We start from the raw sequence: 19,531 nt of genomic DNA, 5'->3' as shown, positions 1-19,531 counted from the left end.
CCAATGAGCGATAACCCGAACGACCAAACGGCCACACCGCTCCTCGACAAGGTGCGACTGCCGTCCGATCTGAAAGGCCTTTCCGATCCCGAGCTGAAAACGCTCGCCACCGAGTTGCGCGCTGAGACCATCTCGGCCGTGTCGCAAACCGGCGGGCATCTGGGGGCAGGTCTGGGCGTGGTCGAGTTGACGGTCGCGCTACATGCCGTGTTCGACGCGCCGCGCGACAAGATCGTCTGGGATGTCGGCCACCAGTGCTACCCCCACAAGATCCTGACCGGGCGCCGCGACCGCATCCGTACGCTGCGCACCAAGGGCGGGCTGTCGGGTTTCACCAAACGCTCGGAGTCGCCTTACGACCCGTTCGGCGCGGGCCATAGCTCCACTTCGATTTCGGCCGCGACCGGCTTCACGATGGGCCGCGAGCTGGGCGCCGAAACGGGCGACGCGATTGCCGTGATCGGTGACGGCGCGATGTCGGGCGGCATGGCTTTCGAGGCGATGAACCACGCGGGCCACTTGGGCAAACGCATGTTCGTCGTGCTCAACGATAACGAGATGTCGATCGCCCCGCCCGTCGGCGCGCTGTCGAGCTACCTCACCCGGCTTTATTCAGAGGCCCCGCTGCAGGACCTGAAATCCGCCGCCAAAGGCGCGGTCGGTCTGCTGCCCGTTCCGTTCCAGGAAGGTGCGCGCCGGGCGAAGGAAATGCTCAAGGGCATCGCCATGGGCGGCACCCTGTTCGAGGAGCTGGGCTTCTCCTATGTCGGCCCGGTCGATGGCCACGACCTCGATCAGCTGCTGCCGCTGCTGCGCACGCTCAAGGCCCGCGCGACCGGCCCGGTCCTGATCCACGCGGTGACGAAAAAGGGCAAGGGCTACGGCCCGGCCGAGAACCGCCCCGATGGCGGCCATGCCACCGCGAAATTCGATCTCAGCACCGGCGAGCAGAAGAAATCGCCCTCCAACGCGCCAAGCTACACCAAGGTCTTTGCCGAAAGCCTGATCAAGGAAGCGGCGAAGGACGAGAAGATCGTCGGTATCACCGCCGCCATGCCCGATGGCACAGGGCTGAAGCAATTCGCGGGCGTCTATCCGCGCCGCTGTTTCGACGTGGGCATCGCCGAGCAACACGCCGTCACCTTCTCCGCCGGGCTCGCGGCGTCCGGTATGAAACCGTTCTGCGCGATCTACTCGACCTTCCTGCAGCGCGGCTACGATCAGATCGTGCATGACGTCGCGATCCAGCGCCTCCCCGTGCGCTTCGCCATCGACCGCGCCGGTCTGGTGGGCGCGGATGGCGCGACCCATGCGGGCTCGTTCGACGTGGGCTTCATGTCGTCCTTGCCCGGCATGGTCGTGATGGCCGCCGCCGACGAGGCCGAGCTGGTCCATATGGTCGCCACCGCCGCAGCATATGATGACGGCCCCATCGCCTTCCGCTATCCGCGCGGTGAAGGCATGGGCGTCGACATGCCCGAAGAAGGCGTTCCGCTGGAAATCGGCAAGGGCCGGATGATCGCGGAAGGCGCGCGCGTCGCGATCCTGTCCTATGGCACCCGTCTGGCCGAAGTGCTGAAAGCGCGCGAGGCGCTGCAGGCCCGCGGCCTTGCGCCGACCGTCGCCGATGCACGCTTCGTCAAACCGCTCGACACCGATCTGATCGACCGGCTGGTCGCCGGACACGAGGCGCTGATCTGCATCGAGGAAGGCGCGATCGGCGGCTTCGGCAGCCATGTCGCGCAATACCTGTCGGATCAGGGCGTCTTCGATCACGGGTTCAAGTTCCGCTCGATGGTCTTGCCCGACACGTTCATCGACCACGCCTCGCCCGAGGACATGTATCACTCGGCAGGCATGGATGCGCCGCAGATCGAGGCGAAGGTGCTCGAGCTTCTGGGCGTCGCAGTCGCGAAACGCGCCTGAGATAAGTTTTTCTTATTTTCGGGGTCGCTGCATAAGTTGAACTTATGCGGCCTCCGCCTCCTCCAGCAGCCCTTCCTCGACCAGCCGCCGCGCCCAGCCCTCCGGCCCGTCGAAGAGATGCGTTTTCCAGCCGAAGGTATGCGCCGTCGCGATATTGTCGGCGCGGTCATCGGTGAAGATCAGATCCGAGCCGGACAGCTCCGACGCGTCCTCGACCATCTGATAGATCTTCGGGTCGGGCTTCGTGACGCCCATATGGCCCGAGATGAAATCCCGGTCGAAATCGCGCAGAAACGGATAATGCGTGGCCGCGAAATCGTAGCTTTGAATTCCGAAATTCGTCAGAGAGAAAACCGGCATCCCCTTGGCCTGCAAGGATTTCATCAGGCGCAGCGAATGTGGGATTTCGGGCGCGGCCATCTCGATCCAGTCATCGTGCCAGCGCCGGATCGCATCGCGCCAGCTTGGGTATTTCTCGGCCCATGCGTAGATCGTCTCGCGGAACGGCGCGCCGCGGTCGATCTCGTCATTCATCCCGTGCAGATCGACCTCCGCGAACATCTGCTCGCGGGTCTCGCGCGGCATGATCCGGTCGTAATGCCGCTCCGGCTGCCATTCGATCAGCACGTTACCGATATCGAAGATAACTGCCTTAACCATTCTTAACCTCTCTTGCTGCCGCCCGCGCGACCCGGTCGAGCGCATCCGAGAACCGCGCCCGGTCGGCCTTCGAAAACGGCTTGCCGCCGCCCTGCCGGAACGGATCGGCGGAGCGCAGATCCGCCATCAAATCCCGTGTTGCCAATACGTTACCGATATTGGCAGGGGTCAGCGCCTCACCATCGGGGCGCAGCACCCGCGCGCCGGCCTCGACGCATTTCGCCGCCAGCGGAATGTCATTGGTGATCACCACATCGCCGACCGTCGCGCGCTCCGCGATATACATATCGGCCACGTCCGGCCCCTGATCGACATAGACCATCTCGACCAGCGGATTGGGCGAGGGCCGCAGCCCGCCATTGGAGACAAGCATCAGCTTGACGCCGAGACGGGTCGCGACCTTCTCGGCCTCGGCTTTCACCGGGCAGGCATCCGCATCGACCCAGATCACGCCCAGAGCGCCTCGGCGTGGAACTCGATGTGATCGGGGATGAAGGTCGAGACGAAATAGTAACTGTGATCGTAACCTTCCTGAATCCGGAAGGTGCCGGGCTGACGCCGCGCTGCCATCGCTTCGGCCAGCGCCTCGGGTTTCAGCAGATCGAGGAACTGGTCCGAGCCGCCCTGATCGATCAGCATTTCGCCCGCAAATCCGCGCTCGCGGACCAGTAGCGTCGCGTCATGCGCGGCCCAAGCGGACTCGTTGTCGCCCAGATAGGCGCTGAATTGCTTGCGGCCCCAGTCGCTTTGCGTCGGGTTCGCGATCGGCGCGAAGGCCGAGACCGAGCGGAAACGCTCGGGCAGCGACATCGCCAGCGTCAGCGCACCGTGCCCGCCCATCGAATGGCCGGTGATCGCCTGCCGCTCGGGATCGATCTCGAAGGCAGCGTCGATGGCGTTCGGCAGTTCCTCGGCGATGTAATCCCACATCCGGAAATGCGGCGCCCACGGGTCCTGCGTCGCGTTGACGTAAAAGCCCGCGCCCTGACCCAGATCGTAATCCTCGTGATTGGCCACGCCCTCGCCGCGCGGCGAGGTGTCGGGGAACACGAGCGCGATTCCGTGCTCGGCTGCGAACGCCTGCGCGCCCGCCTTGGTCATCGCGTTCTCATGGGTGCAGGTCAGCCCCGAGAGATACCACAGCACCGGCACCGGCCCGTCCTCGGCTTCGCGCGGCAGGAACAGCCCGAAGGTCATTTCGCAATCATTGACCTTCGACGCGTGCGAATAGACGCCTTGGACGCCTCCGAAACAGCGGTTTTCCGAGATCGTTTTCATCAAAGCCTCCTTAGCCGTGAACCCAATGGATGACCGCCGGAACCGTGAGGATCGAAACGGCGGTCGAGACGAGGATGGCGGCCGAGACGCGCTGCGGCGCCACCCCGAAATGCTGCGCCAGAATATAGACATTGCCCGCGACGGGAAGGGCGGCGGCGGCGATCATCACGCCTGCCGCGAAGGGATCGACATCGAAGATCAGCAGCGACGTGATCGCGATGGCGGCCGGGTGCAGGAAGAGCTTGCCGAAGGACAGCCAGACCGCCGGCGCGGGCTTTTCGGCCGATTTGCCCGCGAGCGAGGCGCCGATGGCGAAGAGCGCGCCCGGCGTCGCGGCGGCGCCGAGGATCGTCATGAACTCCGAAAGCGGGCCCGGCATCGGCAGCTTCAGCCCAGCCCAGGCGAGCCCCGCCACCATCGAGACGATCATCGGGTTTTTCACCAGCCCCAACGCGATCGGCGCGAGCGAGACCTTCCCGTGCCGCGCGGCGGTGATGAAGATCGTGATGATCGAGGAGAACACGATCAGATCGCAGCTCAACACCATCAAGACCGGCCCCACCGCTGCCGGTCCCAGCAGCACCACCAGCATCGGCACGCCGAGAAAGCCGGTATTGCCGGTCATCGAAGTATGCGCCTCCATCGCCGAGAGCGCGGTGGGCAGCTTGCGCGCCTTGGCAACGGCGAAAGTGATCAGCCAGACCGCGCCGGAGCCGGTGAGATAGGCGAGGATGAACTGCGGATCGACGAGCGCGGCCAGATCGAGATTGGCGGAGAATTTGAACAGCATCGCCGAGAGCGCGAAGTAGAAGACGAATTTCGTCAGCCACGCGGTCGCCTCGGCGGTGAAAAAGCGGATCTGTCCGGCGAACCAGCCAAGCCCGATCAGGGCAAAAAAGGGCAAGGTCTTCAGAAAGATCTCAAGCATGGCCAAGGGCTAGCATGCGGTTTTGGCAAGTGCCAGCTATGGAATGAGGTCTGCGCGCCCGTGGCGGGGTCGGGAAGCCTCCGGCGGGGATATTTTTGCCAAGCCGAAGGCAAAGCGCAGGGCGGCGTCAGCCGCCGCCGATCAAGACGCCGGCTGCGAAGACCAGCGCGCCGCCGAGCACGACCTGGAAGGCCGCGCGCAGGAAGGGCGTTTCCATGAAGCGGTTCTGGATCCAGGCGATGGCCCAGAGCTCGATGAACACGACGATGATCGCGATGGTGGTGGCGGTCCAGAAATCGGGGATCAGGTAGGGCAGCGCGTGGCCAAGGCCGCCCAGCATGGTCATCACGCCCGAGGCGATGCCGCGTTTGATCGGCGAGCCGCGGCCCGAGATCACGCCGTCATCATGCGCGGCCTCGGTGAAGCCCATCGAGATGCCCGCGCCGACCGAGGCCGCAAGGCCCACGAGGAAGGTGGTCCAGGGGTTTTGGGTCGCGAAGGCGGTGGCGAAGATCGGCGCGAGGGTCGAGACCGAGCCGTCCATAAGCCCGGCGAGACCCGGCTGCACCCAGGTCAGGATGAACTGGCGGTGGGCCTGACGGTCTTCCTCTTCCTTTTCGCTCTCGGGCAGATGCGTGCCGGTCAGCTCTTCGGCCTTCTTCTCGTGGCCGAGTTCGGCCGCGGCGAGATCGCCCAGCAACTCGCGCGTGCTGGCATCCGAGCTGCGTTGGGCGGCCAGCGTGTAGAACTTGCCCGCCTCGCGCTCCATCGCCTCGGCCTCGCCGCGGATCGTGTCGAGCGAGAGGTTCTTGGTCAGCCAGATCGGTTTGCGGTTGTAGAAGCCCGCGACATGTTCCCGACGGATCAGCGGGATCACATCGCCGAAGCGCTCCGTGTGCCGGGCGATCAGGAGGCGGCGATGCTCATCCTCCTCTTTCGCCATCTCGTCGAAGATCTTCGCGGAAGCCGGATATTCGGTGCGCAGATGTTCGGCATATTGGCGATAGATGCGCGCGTCGTCCTCCTCGGAGGAGATCGCGAGCGCAAGCACTTCCTGTTCAGTGAGATCGTCGAAACGGCGGCGTGACGCGAAACCGGGAAGCATGGGAGGCCCTCTTTTTTAGAACGGTTCTAAAATATGCAGAGTTGCGTCCAGCGCAAGGCAGTATTTCGAACTGATTAGTTCATTTGGACTTGATTTCCGAACCGAACGGTTCATATTCAATTCCGAACCAAGTAGTTCAGTTATGGAGAACCGCTATGAAACGTCTCGCTTACGCCCTTGTTCTGTCTGTGTTTGGCGCAACCGCCGCATCGGCTGGCGTCGGGGATTTCTCGCTGCCGCGTCTGGACTTCCCGACCACCGGGGCTCCGACCGTCACGCAAGGCTGCAACGATCTGACGCAGGTCTGCGCGGATAATTAATCGCGTCCGAGATGCGCTTCGCCCCGCTCGGCGGCGAGGCGCATCTGACGTTCGCGCTCGCGGAAGCGGTCGCGATCGGCATCGGAATACTCGCCGATGCAGCGGTGACAGGAGACGCCTTCCTCGTAATCGGGATGGCGTTTGTCTTCCGCGGAGACCGGGCGGCGACAGGCGTGACAGCTGTCGTAATCGCCCTGTTTCAGCCCGTGGCGCAGGCTCACGCGCTGATCGAAGACGAAGCAATCGCCCTGCCAGAGCGAGCCGTCTTCGGGCATGTCTTCGAGATATTTCAGAATGCCGCCCTTGAGGTGATAGACCTCGGGCACCCCTTCCGAGAGCAGGAAATTCGTCGATTTCTCGCAGCGGATACCGCCCGTGCAGAACATCGCGACGCGCTTGTTGTGGAAGCGATGCGCGTTGTCGCGCCACCATTGCGGAAATTCGCGGAAGGATTTCGTGCCCGGGTCGATGGCCCCCTCGAAAGTGCCGATCTCGATCTCGTAATCGTTGCGGGTGTCGATCACGACCGTGTCGGGCGAGGAGATCAGCGCGTTCCAGTCCTGCGGCTCGACGTAATGGCCGACGCGGGCTTTCGGATCGATATCGGGCTCGCCCATCGTGACGATCTCACGCTTGAGCCGAACCTTCATCTTGCCGAAGGGCATCTCGGCCGCCGCGCTTTCCTTCCATTCCAGATCGGCACAGCCCGGCAAGCTGCGGATATGCGCCAGCACCGCGTCGATCCCTTCGCGGGTTCCCGCGATGGTGCCATTGATCCCTTCGCGCGCGATCAGGAGCGAGCCTTTCACGCCATTCGCGCAGGCGATCTTCGCCAGCGGGGCCTTCAGGGCCTCGGGGGACTCGAACCGGGTGAAATGGTAAAGGGCGGCAACGGTGAACATGGGCCCCGCATTAGCGCCGTGCGGGGGCGTTAGGCAAGAGCCGTTGCGCATGCGTGCCGTTGACCACAGGGGGTGCGCGGCCTACCCATGGGAAAACCCTGCGGGAGGTAAAGTGATGACCAAAGCCCTGATCGTGATCGACGTGCAAAACGATTTCTGCCCCGGCGGCGCGCTGGCGGTATCGGGGGGCGACGAGATCCTTCCGCGCGTGAACACGCTGATGACCGAGTTCGACACCGTGGTGCTGACGCAGGATTGGCATCCGGCGGACCATTCCTCTTTCGCGAGTCAGCACGAAGGCGGCGCGCCCTTCACGCAGGTGCATATGGAATATGGGCTGCAGACGCTTTGGCCCGATCATTGCGTCCAGGGCAGCAAAGGTGCGGAGTTCCATCCCGATCTGGCCGTGGACCGGGCGCAGCTGATTATCCGCAAGGGGTTCCGGCGCGGCGTCGACAGCTATTCGGCCTTCTTCGAGAACGACCACAAGACGCCGACCGGGCTTGCGGGCTACCTGCGTGACCGGGGCGTCGAGGATCTGACCTTCGTGGGGCTCGCCACCGATTTCTGCGTGGCGTGGTCCGCGCTGGATGCGGCGAAGCTGGGTTTCCGCGCGACGGTGATCGAAGGCGCCTGCCGGGCGATCGATCTCGACGGCTCGCTGCAGGAGGCGCATAGCGAAATGCGCTCTGCCGGTGTGAAGCTGGAGGCCTGATCCATGGTCGACATCGCGAGCCGCGTCTATAACCACAAGTGGAAGATCGACCCGATCGTGCGGTCTCTGATCGACACGGATTTCTACAAGCTGTTGATGTGTCAGTCGATTTTCCGCAACAAGCCGGAGACGCGGGTAAAGTTCAGCCTGATCAACCGCAGCAAGTCGATCCGGCTGGCGGAGTTGATCGACGAGGCGGAACTGCGCGAGCAGCTGGATTATGCGCGCTCGCTGAAACTGTCGCGCGGGGAGAGCACATGGCTGCGCGGCAACACGTTCTACGGCAAGCGGCAGATGTTCCGCTCGGATTTCATGGAGTGGTTCGAGGGCTATCAACTGCCGCCCTACCATCTGGAAAAGCGCGACGGGCAGTACGAGCTGACCTTCGAGGGCAAGTGGCACGAGGTCATGCTCTGGGAGATTCCGGCGCTCGCGATCCTGATGGAGCTGCGCGGCCGCGCGGTTCTGAACACGATGGGGCGGTTCGAGCTGCAGGTGCTCTATGCCCGCGCGATGACGAAGGTCTGGGAGAAGATCGAGGCGCTGCGGGAGCTGGACAACCTGCGGATCGCGGATTTCGGCACCCGGCGGCGACACAGCTTCCTGTGGCAGGACTGGTGCGTGCAGGCGATGCTCGAAGGGCTGGGCGATGTTTCCGAAGGGGGCGCGTTCACCGGCACGTCGAACTGTCTGGTCGCGATGCGCCGCGACATCGAAGCGGTGGGCACCAACGCGCATGAGATGCCGATGGTCTATGCGGCGCTGACCGATAGCGATGCGGAACTGGCGAAGGCGCCTTACAAGGTGCTGGCCGATTGGCACGAGGAGCATGACGGCAACCTGCGCATCATCCTGCCCGACACCTATGGCACGAAGGGTTTCCTCGACCACGCGCCAGATTGGCTGGCGGGCTGGACCGGCATCCGCATCGATTCGGGCGACCCGGCGACGGGGGCCGAGATCGCGATCGACTGGTGGAAAGCGCGCGGCGAAGACCCGCGCCAGAAGCTGGTGATCTTCTCTGACGGGCTGACCGTCGACAAGATCCGCGAGTTGCACGCGCAGTTCGCCGGTCGGGTGAAGGTCAGCTTCGGCTGGGGCACGCTGCTGACAAACGACTTCCGCGGGCTGGTGCCGAATGACACGCTCGCGCCGTTCAGCCTCGTGTGCAAAGCCGTCGAGGCGGATGGGCGCCCGACGGTGAAACTGTCGGACAATCCCGCGAAGGCGATGGGCCCGGAGGACGAGATCGCCCGCTACAAGCGCGTCTTCGAGGTCGGCGAGCAGCAGGCGATGAAGGTCATGGTCTGAGCGGTCAGGTGATCGCGTTCAGGATCAGGTAGACCACCGCTGAGAGCGCGGCCGAGGCCGGCACGGTAACGATCCACGCCGTGGCCACCGTCATCATATGCGAGCGGCGCACCAGCAGGCGGCGCTTGCGCTCTTCCGGAGGGACGGGTTTGCCCTTGCGGATGCCCAGCTCGCGGGCGCGTTTCTCGGCATGCCATTCGCGGTAGAACCCGACGCCGAAGATGCCGCCGACCGCGATATGGGTCGAGGAGACCGGCAAGCCCAGCCACGACGCCACGATCACCGTGATCGCCGCCGAGAGCGCCACGCAGTAGGCGCGCATCGGGTTGAGCTTGGTGATCTCGTTGCCGACGAGGCGGATCAGCTTGGGCCCGAACAGCAGCAGGCCGACGGAAATCCCCAGCGCGCCCACGGCCATCACCCAGAACGGGATGCCGACCTCTGCGGCGATGTCGCCCTGCTCGACCGTGTGCACGATGGCCGCGAGCGGGCCGACCGCATTGGCGACGTCATTCGCACCATGGGCGAAGCTCAGCAGCGCGGCAGAGACGACGAGCGGCAGGCCGAACAGCGTCTTGAGCGACTTCTTGCGGTTCTCCATCCCCTCGGACTGGCGGCGGATCATCGGGATCGTGACGAGCCATCCAATGACACCGACGACGAGGCCGATCAGGACCGCTTCGACAATCGTGATCTTGAACAGGTGCTTGAGGCCCTTGAGCGCGAGATAGGCAGCAAAGGCCCCCGACATGATGCCGATCAGGATCGGCACCCATCGGCGCGCGGCGGCGATCTTGTCATCGACATAGATCACCTTCGTCTTGATCAGCGCGAGGAAGGCGGCCGCAATCACGCCGCCCATCACCGGAGAGATCACCCAGCTTGCCGCGATCTTCGCCATCGAGACCCAATCGACCGCCCCGAAGCCCGCAGCCACGATGCCCGCGCCGACGACGCCGCCGACGATGGAATGGGTGGTCGAGACCGGCGCGCCGAGCCATGTCGCGAGGTTCAGCCACAGGGCCGCTGCCAGCAGGGCCGCCATCATCGCCCAGACGAAATGCCCGGAATCGGGCAAGGCGGTCGGATCGATAATGCCCTTCGCGACGGTTTTGACGACATCGCCGCCCGCGACGAGCGCGCCCAAGCTTTCGAAGATGGCGGCGACGATCAGCGCCCCGATCAGCGTCATCGCGCGCGAGCCCACGGCGGGGCCCATGTTGTTGGCGACGTCATTGGCGCCGATGTTCAGCGCCATATAGGCCCCGATCGCAGCGGCGGCGATCACCACCAACTGGCCGGGCTGCCCGCCCACCAACACAGCGGCCACCAGACCGACGAGCACGATAAAGGCCAGCGCGATCCCCGGCGCGACCATGCCGCGCGCCACGAATTGCCCGGCACTTTCGACGCGCCCGATCCGCTTGAGATCCTTGTCGAGCGTTTTCCACTGATTGACGCGGGACTCGTTGTCTTGATTGGCCACCGTCACGAACCTGTCATCTAATTGTCAGAAGTCCGCGCGGGCCTAGCGGGTTTGACCCGCTGTGACAAGGCATTCGGTCAATGCCGGGGCTCAGAGCTTGCGCAAAAGCTTCTGCAGCCCTTCTTCCGCGACCAGCTTCGCGGCCTGCTTGGGCGCGAACCATTTGCGCTTGCGCTGATGCTCTTCGGGAAAGGACTTCATCAGGGTCTCGACCCGCATCGGGAAGACGACGACATCGGTGGGCGTGGCCAAGCCGCTATCGAGAACCTTGTCGTAGCGGAATGCCCCGGCGGGCTCCTTGTCGATCTTGCCGACGGCCCCGGCTTCTTCCCATGCCTCCTGCTTGGCCGCGCCGGACAGCGAGCGTCCGCGCATCGGCCAGCCTTTCGGGATCACCCAGCGCCCGGTGTCGCGCGAGGTGATCAGAAGGACCTGGGTCTTGCCGTCTCGGATTCGCAGACAGAGCGCCCCGACCTGCAAAGAGGCGGGGCGATACCCCAGCAAGCCCTTCGCGACGGATTTCGCCCATTTCATCGACTGGTCTCCCATGGCGGCGTACGGTTCTCCAAATGCTGTGCGAGTTCAAGCGCACGTTCTAAATATAGTCTTTGGCGCGGATCGGAACCCGGTGCTCGGGTCACAATCCAGCCAGCAGACGCGAAGGCTCTCAGCGCCACGAAAAGCGGCAGAAGTGCCTCCTGATCGGGCGGAAGCGGACGCAGGCTGCGATAGCCCTCGACGAGCCCCGCCGCCTGTTCGCCCCAAAGCGGGTCGCCCCAGCCCTGCACCAGCGCCGTCGCAAGGTCGTAAAGCCTATAGCCCGGCCCGCAATCGTCGAAGTCGATCAGAGCCAGCCCGTCCGGGGTCGATAGCACGTTCTCACGCAAGCAATCGGCGTGGATCGGACCGTAATCCTGCGCCTGCGCCAAGAGCGCACGCGCAAGATCGCGGCCCGAAGACAGCGTTGCGGCCTCAACTTCCGAAAGCTGAGGATGTTCCCAGAAACGTCCCCAAAGCGGACGCTCCCCCAGAAACCCCTCGCCATCCCACGGGTTCCGGTCGAACCCGTCGGGCGGGGCGGCATCGCTGCTGATGTGCAGCTGCGCGATCAGACGACCCAGTGCATGAGCCTCGGCGCGCACGGCCTCGGGCGAACCGGAAAGCGGCTGATCGCCCGCGCCGATCGGCGCGCCATCCAGCCACTCCACGCAGGAGGTGACGCGGTTGCGCACGCTTCCCGTCAGCGCCCCGTTCATCGCGCGCACCGGGCGCGGCACCGGCATCCCCTGATCGGCGAGGCTTTCGCACCAGCGCAACTCGGCCTCGATCCCTGCGCGGCCCTGATAGCCGGGACGGTGCAGCCGCAGCGCGACATGGCGGCCATCCTTCAGATGCGCCTCGAAGACGATATTCTCGCGGTTCTTCACCAGACGCGGCGGCGCGCTCGCCTGCCCCCAGGAATAGAGGGCGGAGTCCGCCATCGCCTGTGCGGTCTCGTCCGAAATCATGCAGGAAGCTCCTCGAAACTTTGCGCAAGTTTCTCCAGCATTTCATCGGCATCGGTGCGATTGAAGACCATCGGCGGGCGGATCTTGAGAATGTGTTGTGCCCGGCCCACCCGGCCCATCAACACATGGCGCTCGCGCATCGCCTCGACGATCCGGCCCGCGGCGTCGCTGGCGGGTTCGCCGCCCTGCGCAAGTTCGATCCCGAGGAAAAATCCCAAGCCGCGCGCCTCAGTAATCAGAGGATGGGACAGATCGCGCAGCCCTTGCAGAAGGTAGTCGCCAACCTGCGCCGCGTTCTCCTGCAAGCCTTCGTCTTCGATCACGCGCAGGGTCTCCATCGCCGCAGCGACCGAGACGGGATTGCCGCCGAACGTGTTGAAATAGCCGAAGGCCTCGCGGAAGGCGGTCATCACATCGGGCTTCGCCACCAAGCCCGCGACCGGATGACCATTGCCCATCGGTTTGCCCATCGTGACCACGTCTGGCGTGAAGCCCAGCCATTCGTGGCCCCAGAAATGCGAGCCGATCCGGCCGAATCCCGGCTGTACCTCGTCGCTGAGGATCAACCCGCCCGCGCGGCGGATCACCTCGACGGTCGGGTCGAGGAAACCAGGTGCGATGCCGGGCATCCCCTCATTGGCGAAGATCGGGCAGAGCATGAACCCCGCGAAGCCGTGGCCGCTCTCTTCCAGTTCGGCAATCGCCTGCGCCACATTTGCGGCGAAAGCCTCGGGCTGCGCTTCCAGCGATCCGCCCAAAGGCGCAAGACTGTCGGGCGCGGGCACCCGGCGGATATGGTCGGGCCAGCCTCCGATCGGCGGGCGCCGGGTCGAGAGATGCGCCACGGCGGTGGTGTTGCCGTGATAGGTGTTGTCGGTCGCGATGAAGCCGCGCTTGCCGGTCACCGCCTGCGCCATACGAAGCGCGACGTCGTTGGCCTCCGACCCGGTGCAGGTCATCAGAAGCTGGCCGTCAAAGCCGAACTTGGCCAGCAGCGCCTCGGCATAATCGAGGATACCCTCATGCAGGTAGCGGGTGTGGGTGTTCAGCGTGGCGGCCTGTTCGCAGATCGCCTTCACGATGCGTGGGTGGCAATGGCCGCAATGGGCGACGTTGTTATAGGCGTCGAGGTAACGCTGGCCGTCGGCGTCGAAAAGCGAGCTGCCCTCTCCCCGCACGATCTCGACCGGACGCGCATAGAAGGTCGGCACGTTCGGCCCCAGAAGCCGCTCGCGCCGCGCCAAAAGATCATTCCCCATCCGAGACCTTCCCGCGCAGCGCTTTCTTCTCGCCGTGAATCGCCTTCGCCTTCAGCCGCCGCTTCTTCGAGCCGAGCGTGGGCCGGGTCGGGATGCGTTTCTTGGGCTTTTCGCAGGCCTTGCGGATCATCTCGGCCAGACGGTCGCGCGCGATCTCGCGGTTGCGCGCCTGACTGCGCGTGTCCTGCACCAGCAGCAAAAGCGCACCGTCGCTGGTCCATCTGCGCCCCGCGATCCGGCGCAGGCGGTTCTTCACCGGTCGCGGCAGATGCGGCGAGCGTTCCGCCTCGAAGCGCAGCTCCACCGCGGTCGAGACCTTGTTCACATTCTGCCCCCCCGGACCTTGCGCCCGGGTGAAGGTTTCGGTGATTTCCCAATCCTCGATGGTTATCTGATCGTTGATCCGCAGCATGGCCACAAGCTAGCTCACGCTGCGAAAAACGAAAGCCCCCTTTACCCCGCCAGCAACCGCGACCCGTCATGGCCGGTGATGCGCACGGTCATCAGCGTGCCCTCGGGCTGGTCGCTCTCGAATGCCACCTCGGCAAAGCCTTCGGTGCGCGCGACGCGCGGGGTCTCGGTCAGCACGAGCTGTTCGGTGCCGACCTGCGCGTCGAGATGGGCGGCCAGCGCGGCCTCGCCCTTCGCGCGCAGCCGGGCCGCGCGCTCCTTGACGATCGGGCCCTTCACGGCGGGCATCCGCGCGGCGGGGGTGCCCTTGCGCGCGGAATAGGGGAAGACATGCAGGAAGGTCAGCCCGCAATCATCGACGAGCCGCAGGGAGTTCTCGAACATCTCCTCGGTCTCGGTCGGAAAGCCCGCGATGATGTCCGCGCCGAAGACGATCCCGGGGCGCAGCTTGCGCGCTTCTTCGGTGAAGGCGATGGCATCGTCGCGCAGGTGACGGCGCTTCATCCGCTTGAGGATCATGTCGTCGCCCGCCTGAAGGCTGAGATGCAGGTGCGGCATCAGACGCGGCTCGGTGGCTATCGCCAGCATAAGGTTCTCATCGGCCTCGATCGAGTCGATGGAAGAGATGCGCAGGCGCGGCAGGTCCGGCACGAGGCGCAGGATTCGCATCACCAGATCGCCCAGACGCGGCTCGCCCGGCAGGTCCGCGCCCCAGGAGGTCAGATCGACCCCGGTCAGGACGACCTCGTTGAAGCCGCGATCCACGAGGCGCTTGATCTGCTCGACCACGACGCCCGCGGGGACGGAGCGCGAATTGCCGCGCCCGAAGGGGATGATGCAGAAGGTGCAGCGGTGATCGCAGCCGTTTTGCACCTGCACATAGGCGCGATGGCGGCCGAACCCGTCGATCAGGTGGCCGGCTGTTTCCTTCACCGACATGATGTCGTCGACCATCACGCGCTCGGTCTCGCCGATGAAATCGGGGCCTTGCGGAGCGAGCTGCGCCCAGGTGTCTGCCTGCATCTTCTCATGATTGCCGATGATCTTGGTGACCTCGGGCATCGCGGCGAAGGTCTCGGGCTCGGTCTGCGCAGCGCAGCCGGTCACAATCACCGGCACATCCGGGTTCTCGCGCGAGAGACGGCGGATCTCCTGCTTGGCCTTGCGCACCGCCTCGGCGGTCACGGCGCAGGTATTGACGACCACGGCCCCTTCGAGCCCGGCGCCTGCAGCCAATTCCTTCATCGCCTCCGTCTCATAGGCATTGAGACGGCAGCCGAGGGTCGAGAAAACGGGCGGTTTCATATCGCGTCCAGAAAATCTTGGGTGAGGGTCGCATCGAAGACATGCGCGGTGGGGCCGGTCATCCAGACGCCATCGTCGCGCCAGTCGATCTCCAGCTGGCCGCCATCGACATCGACGAGGACGCGCTTGCCGGTGAGCCCCCGCAGATGCGCGGCGACGGCGGTGGCGCAGGTGCCCGAGCCGCAGGCCAGCGTGATGCCGGTGCCGCGCTCCCAGACGCGCATCCTCAGATGGTCGGGACCGATCACGCTGGCGAATTCGACATTGGTGCGCTCGGGGAACAGGGGATCATGCTCGATCACCGGGCCTTGGCGATCCACTTCGACCGCCTCGGCGTCGTCGACGAAGAAGACGCAATGCGGGTTACCCATGCCAACCGCGATCGGGTCGCCGCCAAGCGGCAGATGCGCCGGATCGATGCCGGGCAGAATCGGAATTTGCGCCGCTTCGAGAATCGGCGCGCCCATATTGACCGAGACCATCCCGTCCTCGCGCCGCACCGCGGCAAGCTGGCCCCGTTCGGTCAGGAGCGTGACATCGGTCCGGTCGAGCTGGCGCATCATGTAATCGCTCACGCAGCGAGTCGCATTGCCGCAAGCGCCGGCCCGCGTGCCGTCGGAATTCCAGAATTCGAGCGTGAAATCAGCCCCTTGTGCAGGGCGGATCACGGCAAGCTGGTCAAATCCCACGCCGCGATGCCGATCCCCGAGCGCACGCGCGAGCGCAGGCGTAACCGGATCATCGCCCTCACGGGCGTCGATCACGACGAAGTCATTGCCGAGCCCATGCATCTTCATGAAGGGCAGTCCGCTCTGTGTGCGCTTTGTATTCATGGCGCGCGATATACGCCCGCGCCAAGGTTTTTTCCAGATGTGCAATTTTTGTGAATTTTTTGCCTTGACCCCCCCGGCGGGGGTTTGTAGAGACGCGCCCTGTGATGGGCCGTTAGCTCAGTTGGTAGAGCAACTGACTTTTAATCAGTGGGTCGCAGGTTCGAATCCTGCACGGCTCACCATCACCCTCAGAAACCCGGGCTTCGGCCCGGGTTTTTGCGTTTCTGGGCCTGCGGTTATGCGGCCCAGCCTCCGGCGTCAGAAATAACTGCGCACCAAGGCCCCCGAGAGCAGCACCCAGCCGTCGGCCACCACGAAAAAGGCGAGCTTGAACGGAAGCGCCACGACCGCGGGCGGCACCATCATCATCCCCATCGACATCAAAACCGCCGAGACGACGAGGTCGATGATCAGAAACGGCAGGTAAACGAGGAAGCCGATCTGGAAGGCGCGGGTGACTTCGGACAGCATGAAAGACGGCACGAGAGTCGAGAGCGGCGCGCCTTCAAGGCTTTCCGGTGCGGGCGTGCCGCTGCGCAACTCGGCCAAGGCTGCGAAGGTGTCGGGGTTCGTGCGCCCGGCCATGAAAGTGCGGAAAGGCTCGATCCCCTTGGTGAACGCCTCCTGCCAGTCGATCGCGCCGTCGATCAGGGGCTGGCCCGCGACGCGCCAACTCTCGAGGAAGACCGGCTCCATGATGAACCATGTCAGGAACAGCGCGAGGCTGATGATCAGCATATTCGGCGGCGATTGCTGCAACCCGAGGGCTTGGCGCAGAATCGACAGCACCGTGACGATGAACGGAAAGGCCGTGACCATGATCGCGAGCCCGGGCGCGAGGCTGAGCAGCGTGATCGCCGCAATGATCAGCAAGGAGCGACCCGCGAGGCTGTCGCCTTCCCCGACAGAGAGCGTAATGTCCTGAGCCTGCGCGGGTAGCGCCGCGAGCGTTAAGGTTAATGCGGCGAGCGGGACGAGCCAAAGCGCAGGCAGGCACATCTTGGCGGTGCCGGGAGAGATCGGGCGGGGGCGCATTTCACAACCCGTTTTGCAGATCGGCCACCTCGGTAAGCCGCACCGCAAGCTGCCCGTCGCTGCCATCGATCTCTGTCAGTTCGCCGCGCGCGATCAGCTTATCCCCGACATACAGCTCCACCGGGTCCTCCACTTTCCGGTCGAGCGGCAGCACGGCGTCGCGCTTCAGGCGCAGCAAATCGCGCACCAGCGGGCGGGCCTTGCCAACCGAGATGGTGATCTCGATCGGAACCTGCGTAAAGGGATTGGCGGTCGAAGCGTCCGGCGCGGTCTCATTCATCGGGCTTTTCCTTCGCGGTGGCGGTGAAATAGGTCGTGACCGCGCGCGAAATGGCGGCGGTGACGGCGTCGAGATCGACGCGGGTCTCGGTATCGGCGAAGCGCAGATAGACCTGGCCCTCGCCAAGGCTGGGCTCTGCCGCGAAGACGAGTGGCAAGTCTGCACGTGGCGCGAGCGCCTCTTGAACCTGCGGCAATGCGATCGGATTGCCGACCACCGTAATCGGCGTCGCGCAGAGATCCTCGGCAATCGGCATCAACTGCTCGGCCACGACGGGGCCAAGCGACGCACGCGAAAGCTCGGGCAACAGCTTGCCGCAGATCTCGACCAGAAGCGGCTGGAGCGCGTCGAGCATGTGCTGGCGCGCTTCGTGATAGGTGAAGCCCAGCGCCTTCAGGTTGCGCCCCAGATCGGCGTGAAGTCGCGCGGTTTCCGCATTTTGCGCGGCAACGGCATCGTCCCACCCGGCCTGATATCCGGTCTCGAAGGCGGCCAGCTTGGCCTCTTCCAACTCGGCCGGCGGGAGCGCGATTTCACCCGCCTCTGCCGAGTTCGGCTCAAAGGATTCCAGTTTAAGCCTTTGCCCCATCATGTGTTCTCCGACGGCTCTTCCATCCAGCTACGCAGGATTTCGACGGTTTCCGCCTGCCGCTCTTCAATCATCTTCTTCAATCGGTCGACGGGGTCGGCGGGACGGTCCAGATCGAAATCCGCATGTGTCGCCATCGGCAGGTCACCGAGGTCGAAATCGGACACCAGCTGCATGTTCATGTCCGGCATGTCTCCGTCGTCGATCTCACCGGTGAGCGCCGTCGACGCCGTGGCGCCCTCCTCCGAGGCGCTGGGCGCGGGCAACTCCGCCGCGCCTGCACGTGATTTCTGCAGCAGGATCGGGCGCGCGACGAAAAGACCAAGCACGAGCGCGACGATCGCAAGGACCGCGATCTGGATGATCTGCGTCAGATCGAGCGCCATGCTGTCGATGAAGCCGGGCCCTGCGACGGTTCCCGCGTCTGGCAGCGCCTCGAACTGCATCGACCGCAGGGTGATCACGTCGCCACGCGCCTCGTCGAACCCGACCGCCGAGGCGACGAGTTCGCGCAGATCGGCCAGTTCGGCATCGCTGCGTGGTTCCCAGCTTGGCGTTCCATCCGGGTTGATCCCGCGCACCCCATCGACGAGCACGGCCACGCTGAGCCGCTTGAGTGCGCCGGGCGCGCGCAGCAATTCGCGGCGCGTCTCCGACACCTCGAAATTGGTGCGCGCGCGGGTCTCGCTCGTGCGGCTTTGCGATTTTCCGGTCGCGCCGGTGCCGTTATCGGGCAAGTTCGAGGCGACGGTCGTTGCCGGTGGCGTGGTCGAGTCGGAGGTCTTCGAGGTCTCCGACGTATCGGTAGAAATCGCCACGCGCCCCTCCGGATCGAAGCGCCTTTCGGTGATCGCCTCGCGCTCTGTCGCAGTGTCGAGCGCCACTTCGACCACGACGTTTCCGGGCCCCACACGCGGCTCGAGCAGCCGTTCGACATTCTGCTTCAACGCTTGCGCGCGATCCTCCCCGCTGCCGGGCAGCGCGGGATTGTCGTTAAAGGGGATGAGCCCCCGCACCGAGTCGATCACCGAGACATCTTCGGGCGTCATGCCGGTCACCGCCGAGGCCACGAGGTAGCGCACCGCCTTCGCCTGCGCGCCGCTCAAGCCCCCGAGCGTCGGCGTGATCGTCACCGAGGCGGTCGGCTCGGGCGTCCCGCGAAACGGCATATTCGTCGGATGCGCGATATGCACCCGTGCCGATCGGATCGACGGCACGGCGGCGATCGTTCGCGCCAATTCCCCCTCTTTCGCGCGCCAATAGGCGGCGTCGAACATCTGCGAGGTCGTGCCGAAACCCGACAGCGAATCGAGCAGTTCATAGCCCGCCCCGCCGGTTGCGGGCAGACCTTGCGAGGCAAGCGTCATCCGCAATTCGTCGCGCTGCGGTGCGGCCACGAAAATCGAGTCGCCACGCACCTCATAGACTACGCCGCGCTGTTCGAGCGCCGAGATCACCTCCCCCGATTCCGCGCTGCCAACCCCCGCGTAAAGCAGCGCAAACGTAGGCTTCGACGCGATCGACCCGATGGCGAAAACCGTGGCGATCATGGCGATCACCCCAAAAACTGCGGCGAGTTTCCTGCGCATATCCAAGCCGGCCCAAGTGTCGATGAGTTGCTGCAAGACGAACCTCCAGAGAGCGGGCGTTCTACCCGGGCGTCGCAGGCACCATCCCTTA

The 19,531-nt window shown here is 64.8% G+C and carries 21 protein-coding genes and 1 tRNA gene; 5 read left to right on the top strand and 17 right to left on the bottom strand.

All coding sequences use genetic code 11. The features are described from left to right. Window positions 1-3 precede the first annotated feature (3 nt). Window positions 4-1,926: a 1-deoxy-D-xylulose-5-phosphate synthase gene (gene dxs, locus BMI89_RS09600; RefSeq protein ID WP_078570746.1), complete on the top strand. Its 1,923-nt coding sequence runs from the start codon at window positions 4-6 to the stop codon at window positions 1,924-1,926. Between the two features lie 42 nt (window positions 1,927-1,968). Here dxs and BMI89_RS09595 read toward each other — a convergent pair whose 3' ends face one another. From BMI89_RS09595 to mbfA, 5 genes are all read right to left on the bottom strand, one after another. Beyond that, window positions 1,969-2,586, bottom strand: a complete 618-nt coding sequence (locus tag BMI89_RS09595) for an HAD family phosphatase (protein WP_078570745.1) — start codon at window positions 2,584-2,586, stop codon at window positions 1,969-1,971. After that, window positions 2,579-3,037, bottom strand: coding sequence for a YaiI/YqxD family protein (locus BMI89_RS09590; RefSeq protein WP_078522289.1), 459 nt, complete (start codon window positions 3,035-3,037; stop codon window positions 2,579-2,581). The genes BMI89_RS09595 and BMI89_RS09590 overlap by 8 nt, the downstream gene beginning before the upstream one ends. Then, window positions 3,034-3,864 (bottom strand): S-formylglutathione hydrolase, encoded by an 831-nt coding sequence (gene fghA, locus BMI89_RS09585; protein ID WP_078570744.1) that lies wholly within the window; start codon window positions 3,862-3,864, stop codon window positions 3,034-3,036. Before fghA ends, BMI89_RS09590 begins: the two co-directional genes overlap by 4 nt. Window positions 3,865-3,874: 10 nt before the next feature. Beyond that, complete coding sequence (locus tag BMI89_RS09580) at window positions 3,875-4,792, bottom strand: AEC family transporter (RefSeq protein WP_078550887.1); 918 nt, start codon at window positions 4,790-4,792, stop codon at window positions 3,875-3,877. A 127-nt stretch (window positions 4,793-4,919) separates the two neighbouring features. Continuing rightward, window positions 4,920-5,897: an iron exporter MbfA gene (gene mbfA / locus BMI89_RS09575; protein WP_078550888.1), complete on the bottom strand. Its 978-nt coding sequence runs from the start codon at window positions 5,895-5,897 to the stop codon at window positions 4,920-4,922. Between the two features lie 155 nt (window positions 5,898-6,052). On the opposite strand from mbfA, the gene BMI89_RS20840 reads away from it, so the two are divergent. Further along, the gene (locus tag BMI89_RS20840) at window positions 6,053-6,217 is read left to right on the top strand and encodes a hypothetical protein (protein ID WP_157771528.1); all 165 of its coding nucleotides are present in this window, start codon (window positions 6,053-6,055) and stop codon (window positions 6,215-6,217) included. On the opposite strand, the gene BMI89_RS09570 is transcribed toward BMI89_RS20840, so the two are convergent. Continuing rightward, window positions 6,214-7,119, bottom strand: coding sequence for a rhodanese-related sulfurtransferase (locus BMI89_RS09570; protein WP_078570743.1), 906 nt, complete (start codon window positions 7,117-7,119; stop codon window positions 6,214-6,216). The genes BMI89_RS20840 and BMI89_RS09570 overlap by 4 nt on opposite strands. A 115-nt stretch (window positions 7,120-7,234) precedes the next feature. Here BMI89_RS09570 and pncA point away from each other — a divergent pair, with 115 nt between their 5' ends. Further along, on the top strand, window positions 7,235-7,834 hold the full coding sequence (pncA, locus tag BMI89_RS09565) for a bifunctional nicotinamidase/pyrazinamidase (protein ID WP_078570742.1): 600 nt from the start codon (window positions 7,235-7,237) through the stop codon (window positions 7,832-7,834). A gap of 3 nt (window positions 7,835-7,837) precedes the next feature. Beyond that, window positions 7,838-9,145, top strand: a complete 1,308-nt coding sequence (pncB, locus tag BMI89_RS09560) for a nicotinate phosphoribosyltransferase (RefSeq protein WP_078570741.1) — start codon at window positions 7,838-7,840, stop codon at window positions 9,143-9,145. Between the two features lie 4 nt (window positions 9,146-9,149). Here the strand turns inward: pncB and BMI89_RS09555 are convergent, their stop codons facing one another. From BMI89_RS09555 to dapF, 7 genes are all read right to left on the bottom strand, one after another. Next, window positions 9,150-10,631, bottom strand: coding sequence for an inorganic phosphate transporter (locus BMI89_RS09555; RefSeq protein ID WP_246832006.1), 1,482 nt, complete (start codon window positions 10,629-10,631; stop codon window positions 9,150-9,152). A 90-nt stretch (window positions 10,632-10,721) separates the two neighbouring features. Next, the gene (locus BMI89_RS09550) at window positions 10,722-11,165 is read right to left on the bottom strand and encodes an NUDIX hydrolase (RefSeq protein WP_143593872.1); all 444 of its coding nucleotides are present in this window, start codon (window positions 11,163-11,165) and stop codon (window positions 10,722-10,724) included. Next, entirely contained in the window at window positions 11,162-12,139 is a 978-nt protein-coding gene (locus BMI89_RS09545) for a phosphotransferase (RefSeq protein ID WP_078570739.1), read from the bottom strand. The genes BMI89_RS09550 and BMI89_RS09545 overlap by 4 nt, the downstream gene beginning before the upstream one ends. Continuing rightward, the gene (locus tag BMI89_RS09540; RefSeq protein WP_078570738.1) at window positions 12,136-13,398 is read right to left on the bottom strand and encodes an aminotransferase class III-fold pyridoxal phosphate-dependent enzyme; all 1,263 of its coding nucleotides are present in this window, start codon (window positions 13,396-13,398) and stop codon (window positions 12,136-12,138) included. The genes BMI89_RS09545 and BMI89_RS09540 overlap by 4 nt, the downstream gene beginning before the upstream one ends. After that, window positions 13,388-13,810, bottom strand: a complete 423-nt coding sequence (arfB, locus tag BMI89_RS09535) for an alternative ribosome rescue aminoacyl-tRNA hydrolase ArfB (RefSeq protein ID WP_078570737.1) — start codon at window positions 13,808-13,810, stop codon at window positions 13,388-13,390. The genes BMI89_RS09540 and arfB overlap by 11 nt, the downstream gene beginning before the upstream one ends. Window positions 13,811-13,851: 41 nt before the next feature. Further along, window positions 13,852-15,114: a tRNA (N(6)-L-threonylcarbamoyladenosine(37)-C(2))-methylthiotransferase MtaB gene (mtaB, locus tag BMI89_RS09530; RefSeq protein WP_078570736.1), complete on the bottom strand. Its 1,263-nt coding sequence runs from the start codon at window positions 15,112-15,114 to the stop codon at window positions 13,852-13,854. Next, window positions 15,111-15,911: a diaminopimelate epimerase gene (gene dapF, locus BMI89_RS09525; RefSeq protein ID WP_246832005.1), complete on the bottom strand. Its 801-nt coding sequence runs from the start codon at window positions 15,909-15,911 to the stop codon at window positions 15,111-15,113. Before dapF ends, mtaB begins: the two co-directional genes overlap by 4 nt. Before the next feature lie 142 nt (window positions 15,912-16,053). Between dapF and BMI89_RS09520 the strand changes: the two genes are divergently transcribed. Beyond that, window positions 16,054-16,129, top strand: a tRNA-Lys gene (locus BMI89_RS09520). A 76-nt stretch (window positions 16,130-16,205) separates the two neighbouring features. On the opposite strand, the gene fliP is transcribed toward BMI89_RS09520, so the two are convergent. From fliP to fliF, 4 genes are read right to left on the bottom strand one after another with little or no spacing between them, the layout of a single operon-like run. After that, window positions 16,206-16,946, bottom strand: a complete 741-nt coding sequence (gene fliP / locus BMI89_RS09515; RefSeq protein ID WP_078570841.1) for a flagellar type III secretion system pore protein FliP — start codon at window positions 16,944-16,946, stop codon at window positions 16,206-16,208. 37 nt (window positions 16,947-16,983) lie between these two features. Beyond that, window positions 16,984-17,262: a FliM/FliN family flagellar motor C-terminal domain-containing protein gene (locus BMI89_RS09510; protein ID WP_078522277.1), complete on the bottom strand. Its 279-nt coding sequence runs from the start codon at window positions 17,260-17,262 to the stop codon at window positions 16,984-16,986. Then, window positions 17,255-17,851 (bottom strand): hypothetical protein, encoded by a 597-nt coding sequence (locus BMI89_RS09505; protein WP_078570734.1) that lies wholly within the window; start codon window positions 17,849-17,851, stop codon window positions 17,255-17,257. Before BMI89_RS09505 ends, BMI89_RS09510 begins: the two co-directional genes overlap by 8 nt. Beyond that, a complete protein-coding gene (fliF, locus tag BMI89_RS09500) occupies window positions 17,851-19,476 on the bottom strand; it encodes a flagellar basal-body MS-ring/collar protein FliF (protein ID WP_078570733.1) in 1,626 nt (541 codons plus the stop codon). The genes BMI89_RS09505 and fliF overlap by 1 nt, the downstream gene beginning before the upstream one ends. Between the last annotated feature and the right edge of the window lie 55 nt (window positions 19,477-19,531).

The organism is Thioclava sp. F36-7 (assembly GCF_002020075.1).
GTDB classification, from domain to species: Bacteria; Pseudomonadota; Alphaproteobacteria; order Rhodobacterales; family Rhodobacteraceae; genus Thioclava; species Thioclava sediminum.
The sequence above is the reverse complement of the archived record's forward strand: the minus strand, read 5'-3'. Positions and strand labels throughout refer to the sequence as shown.

Coding starts and splice junctions, on each gene's coding strand:
- BMI89_RS09545 (WP_078570739.1), bottom strand. CDS start 12,139: ATGATTTCGGACGAGACCGCACAGGCGATGGCGGACTCCGCCCTCTAT.
- BMI89_RS09550 (WP_143593872.1), bottom strand. CDS start 11,165: ATGAAATGGGCGAAATCCGTCGCGAAGGGCTTGCTGGGGTATCGCCCC.
- dapF (WP_246832005.1), bottom strand. CDS start 15,911: ATGAAGATGCATGGGCTCGGCAATGACTTCGTCGTGATCGACGCCCGT.
- BMI89_RS09505 (WP_078570734.1), bottom strand. CDS start 17,851: ATGGGGCAAAGGCTTAAACTGGAATCCTTTGAGCCGAACTCGGCAGAG.
- BMI89_RS09580 (WP_078550887.1), bottom strand. CDS start 4,792: ATGCTTGAGATCTTTCTGAAGACCTTGCCCTTTTTTGCCCTGATCGGG.
- dxs (WP_078570746.1), top strand. CDS start 4: ATGAGCGATAACCCGAACGACCAAACGGCCACACCGCTCCTCGACAAG.
- BMI89_RS09540 (WP_078570738.1), bottom strand. CDS start 13,398: ATGGGGAATGATCTTTTGGCGCGGCGCGAGCGGCTTCTGGGGCCGAAC.
- pncA (WP_078570742.1), top strand. CDS start 7,235: ATGACCAAAGCCCTGATCGTGATCGACGTGCAAAACGATTTCTGCCCC.
- BMI89_RS09595 (WP_078570745.1), bottom strand. CDS start 2,586: ATGGTTAAGGCAGTTATCTTCGATATCGGTAACGTGCTGATCGAATGG.
- BMI89_RS09570 (WP_078570743.1), bottom strand. CDS start 7,119: ATGTTCACCGTTGCCGCCCTTTACCATTTCACCCGGTTCGAGTCCCCC.
- pncB (WP_078570741.1), top strand. CDS start 7,838: ATGGTCGACATCGCGAGCCGCGTCTATAACCACAAGTGGAAGATCGAC.
- BMI89_RS09510 (WP_078522277.1), bottom strand. CDS start 17,262: ATGAATGAGACCGCGCCGGACGCTTCGACCGCCAATCCCTTTACGCAG.
- fliP (WP_078570841.1), bottom strand. CDS start 16,946: ATGTGCCTGCCTGCGCTTTGGCTCGTCCCGCTCGCCGCATTAACCTTA.
- BMI89_RS20840 (WP_157771528.1), top strand. CDS start 6,053: ATGAAACGTCTCGCTTACGCCCTTGTTCTGTCTGTGTTTGGCGCAACC.
- mtaB (WP_078570736.1), bottom strand. CDS start 15,114: ATGAAACCGCCCGTTTTCTCGACCCTCGGCTGCCGTCTCAATGCCTAT.
- arfB (WP_078570737.1), bottom strand. CDS start 13,810: ATGCTGCGGATCAACGATCAGATAACCATCGAGGATTGGGAAATCACC.
- mbfA (WP_078550888.1), bottom strand. CDS start 5,897: ATGCTTCCCGGTTTCGCGTCACGCCGCCGTTTCGACGATCTCACTGAA.
- fghA (WP_078570744.1), bottom strand. CDS start 3,864: ATGAAAACGATCTCGGAAAACCGCTGTTTCGGAGGCGTCCAAGGCGTC.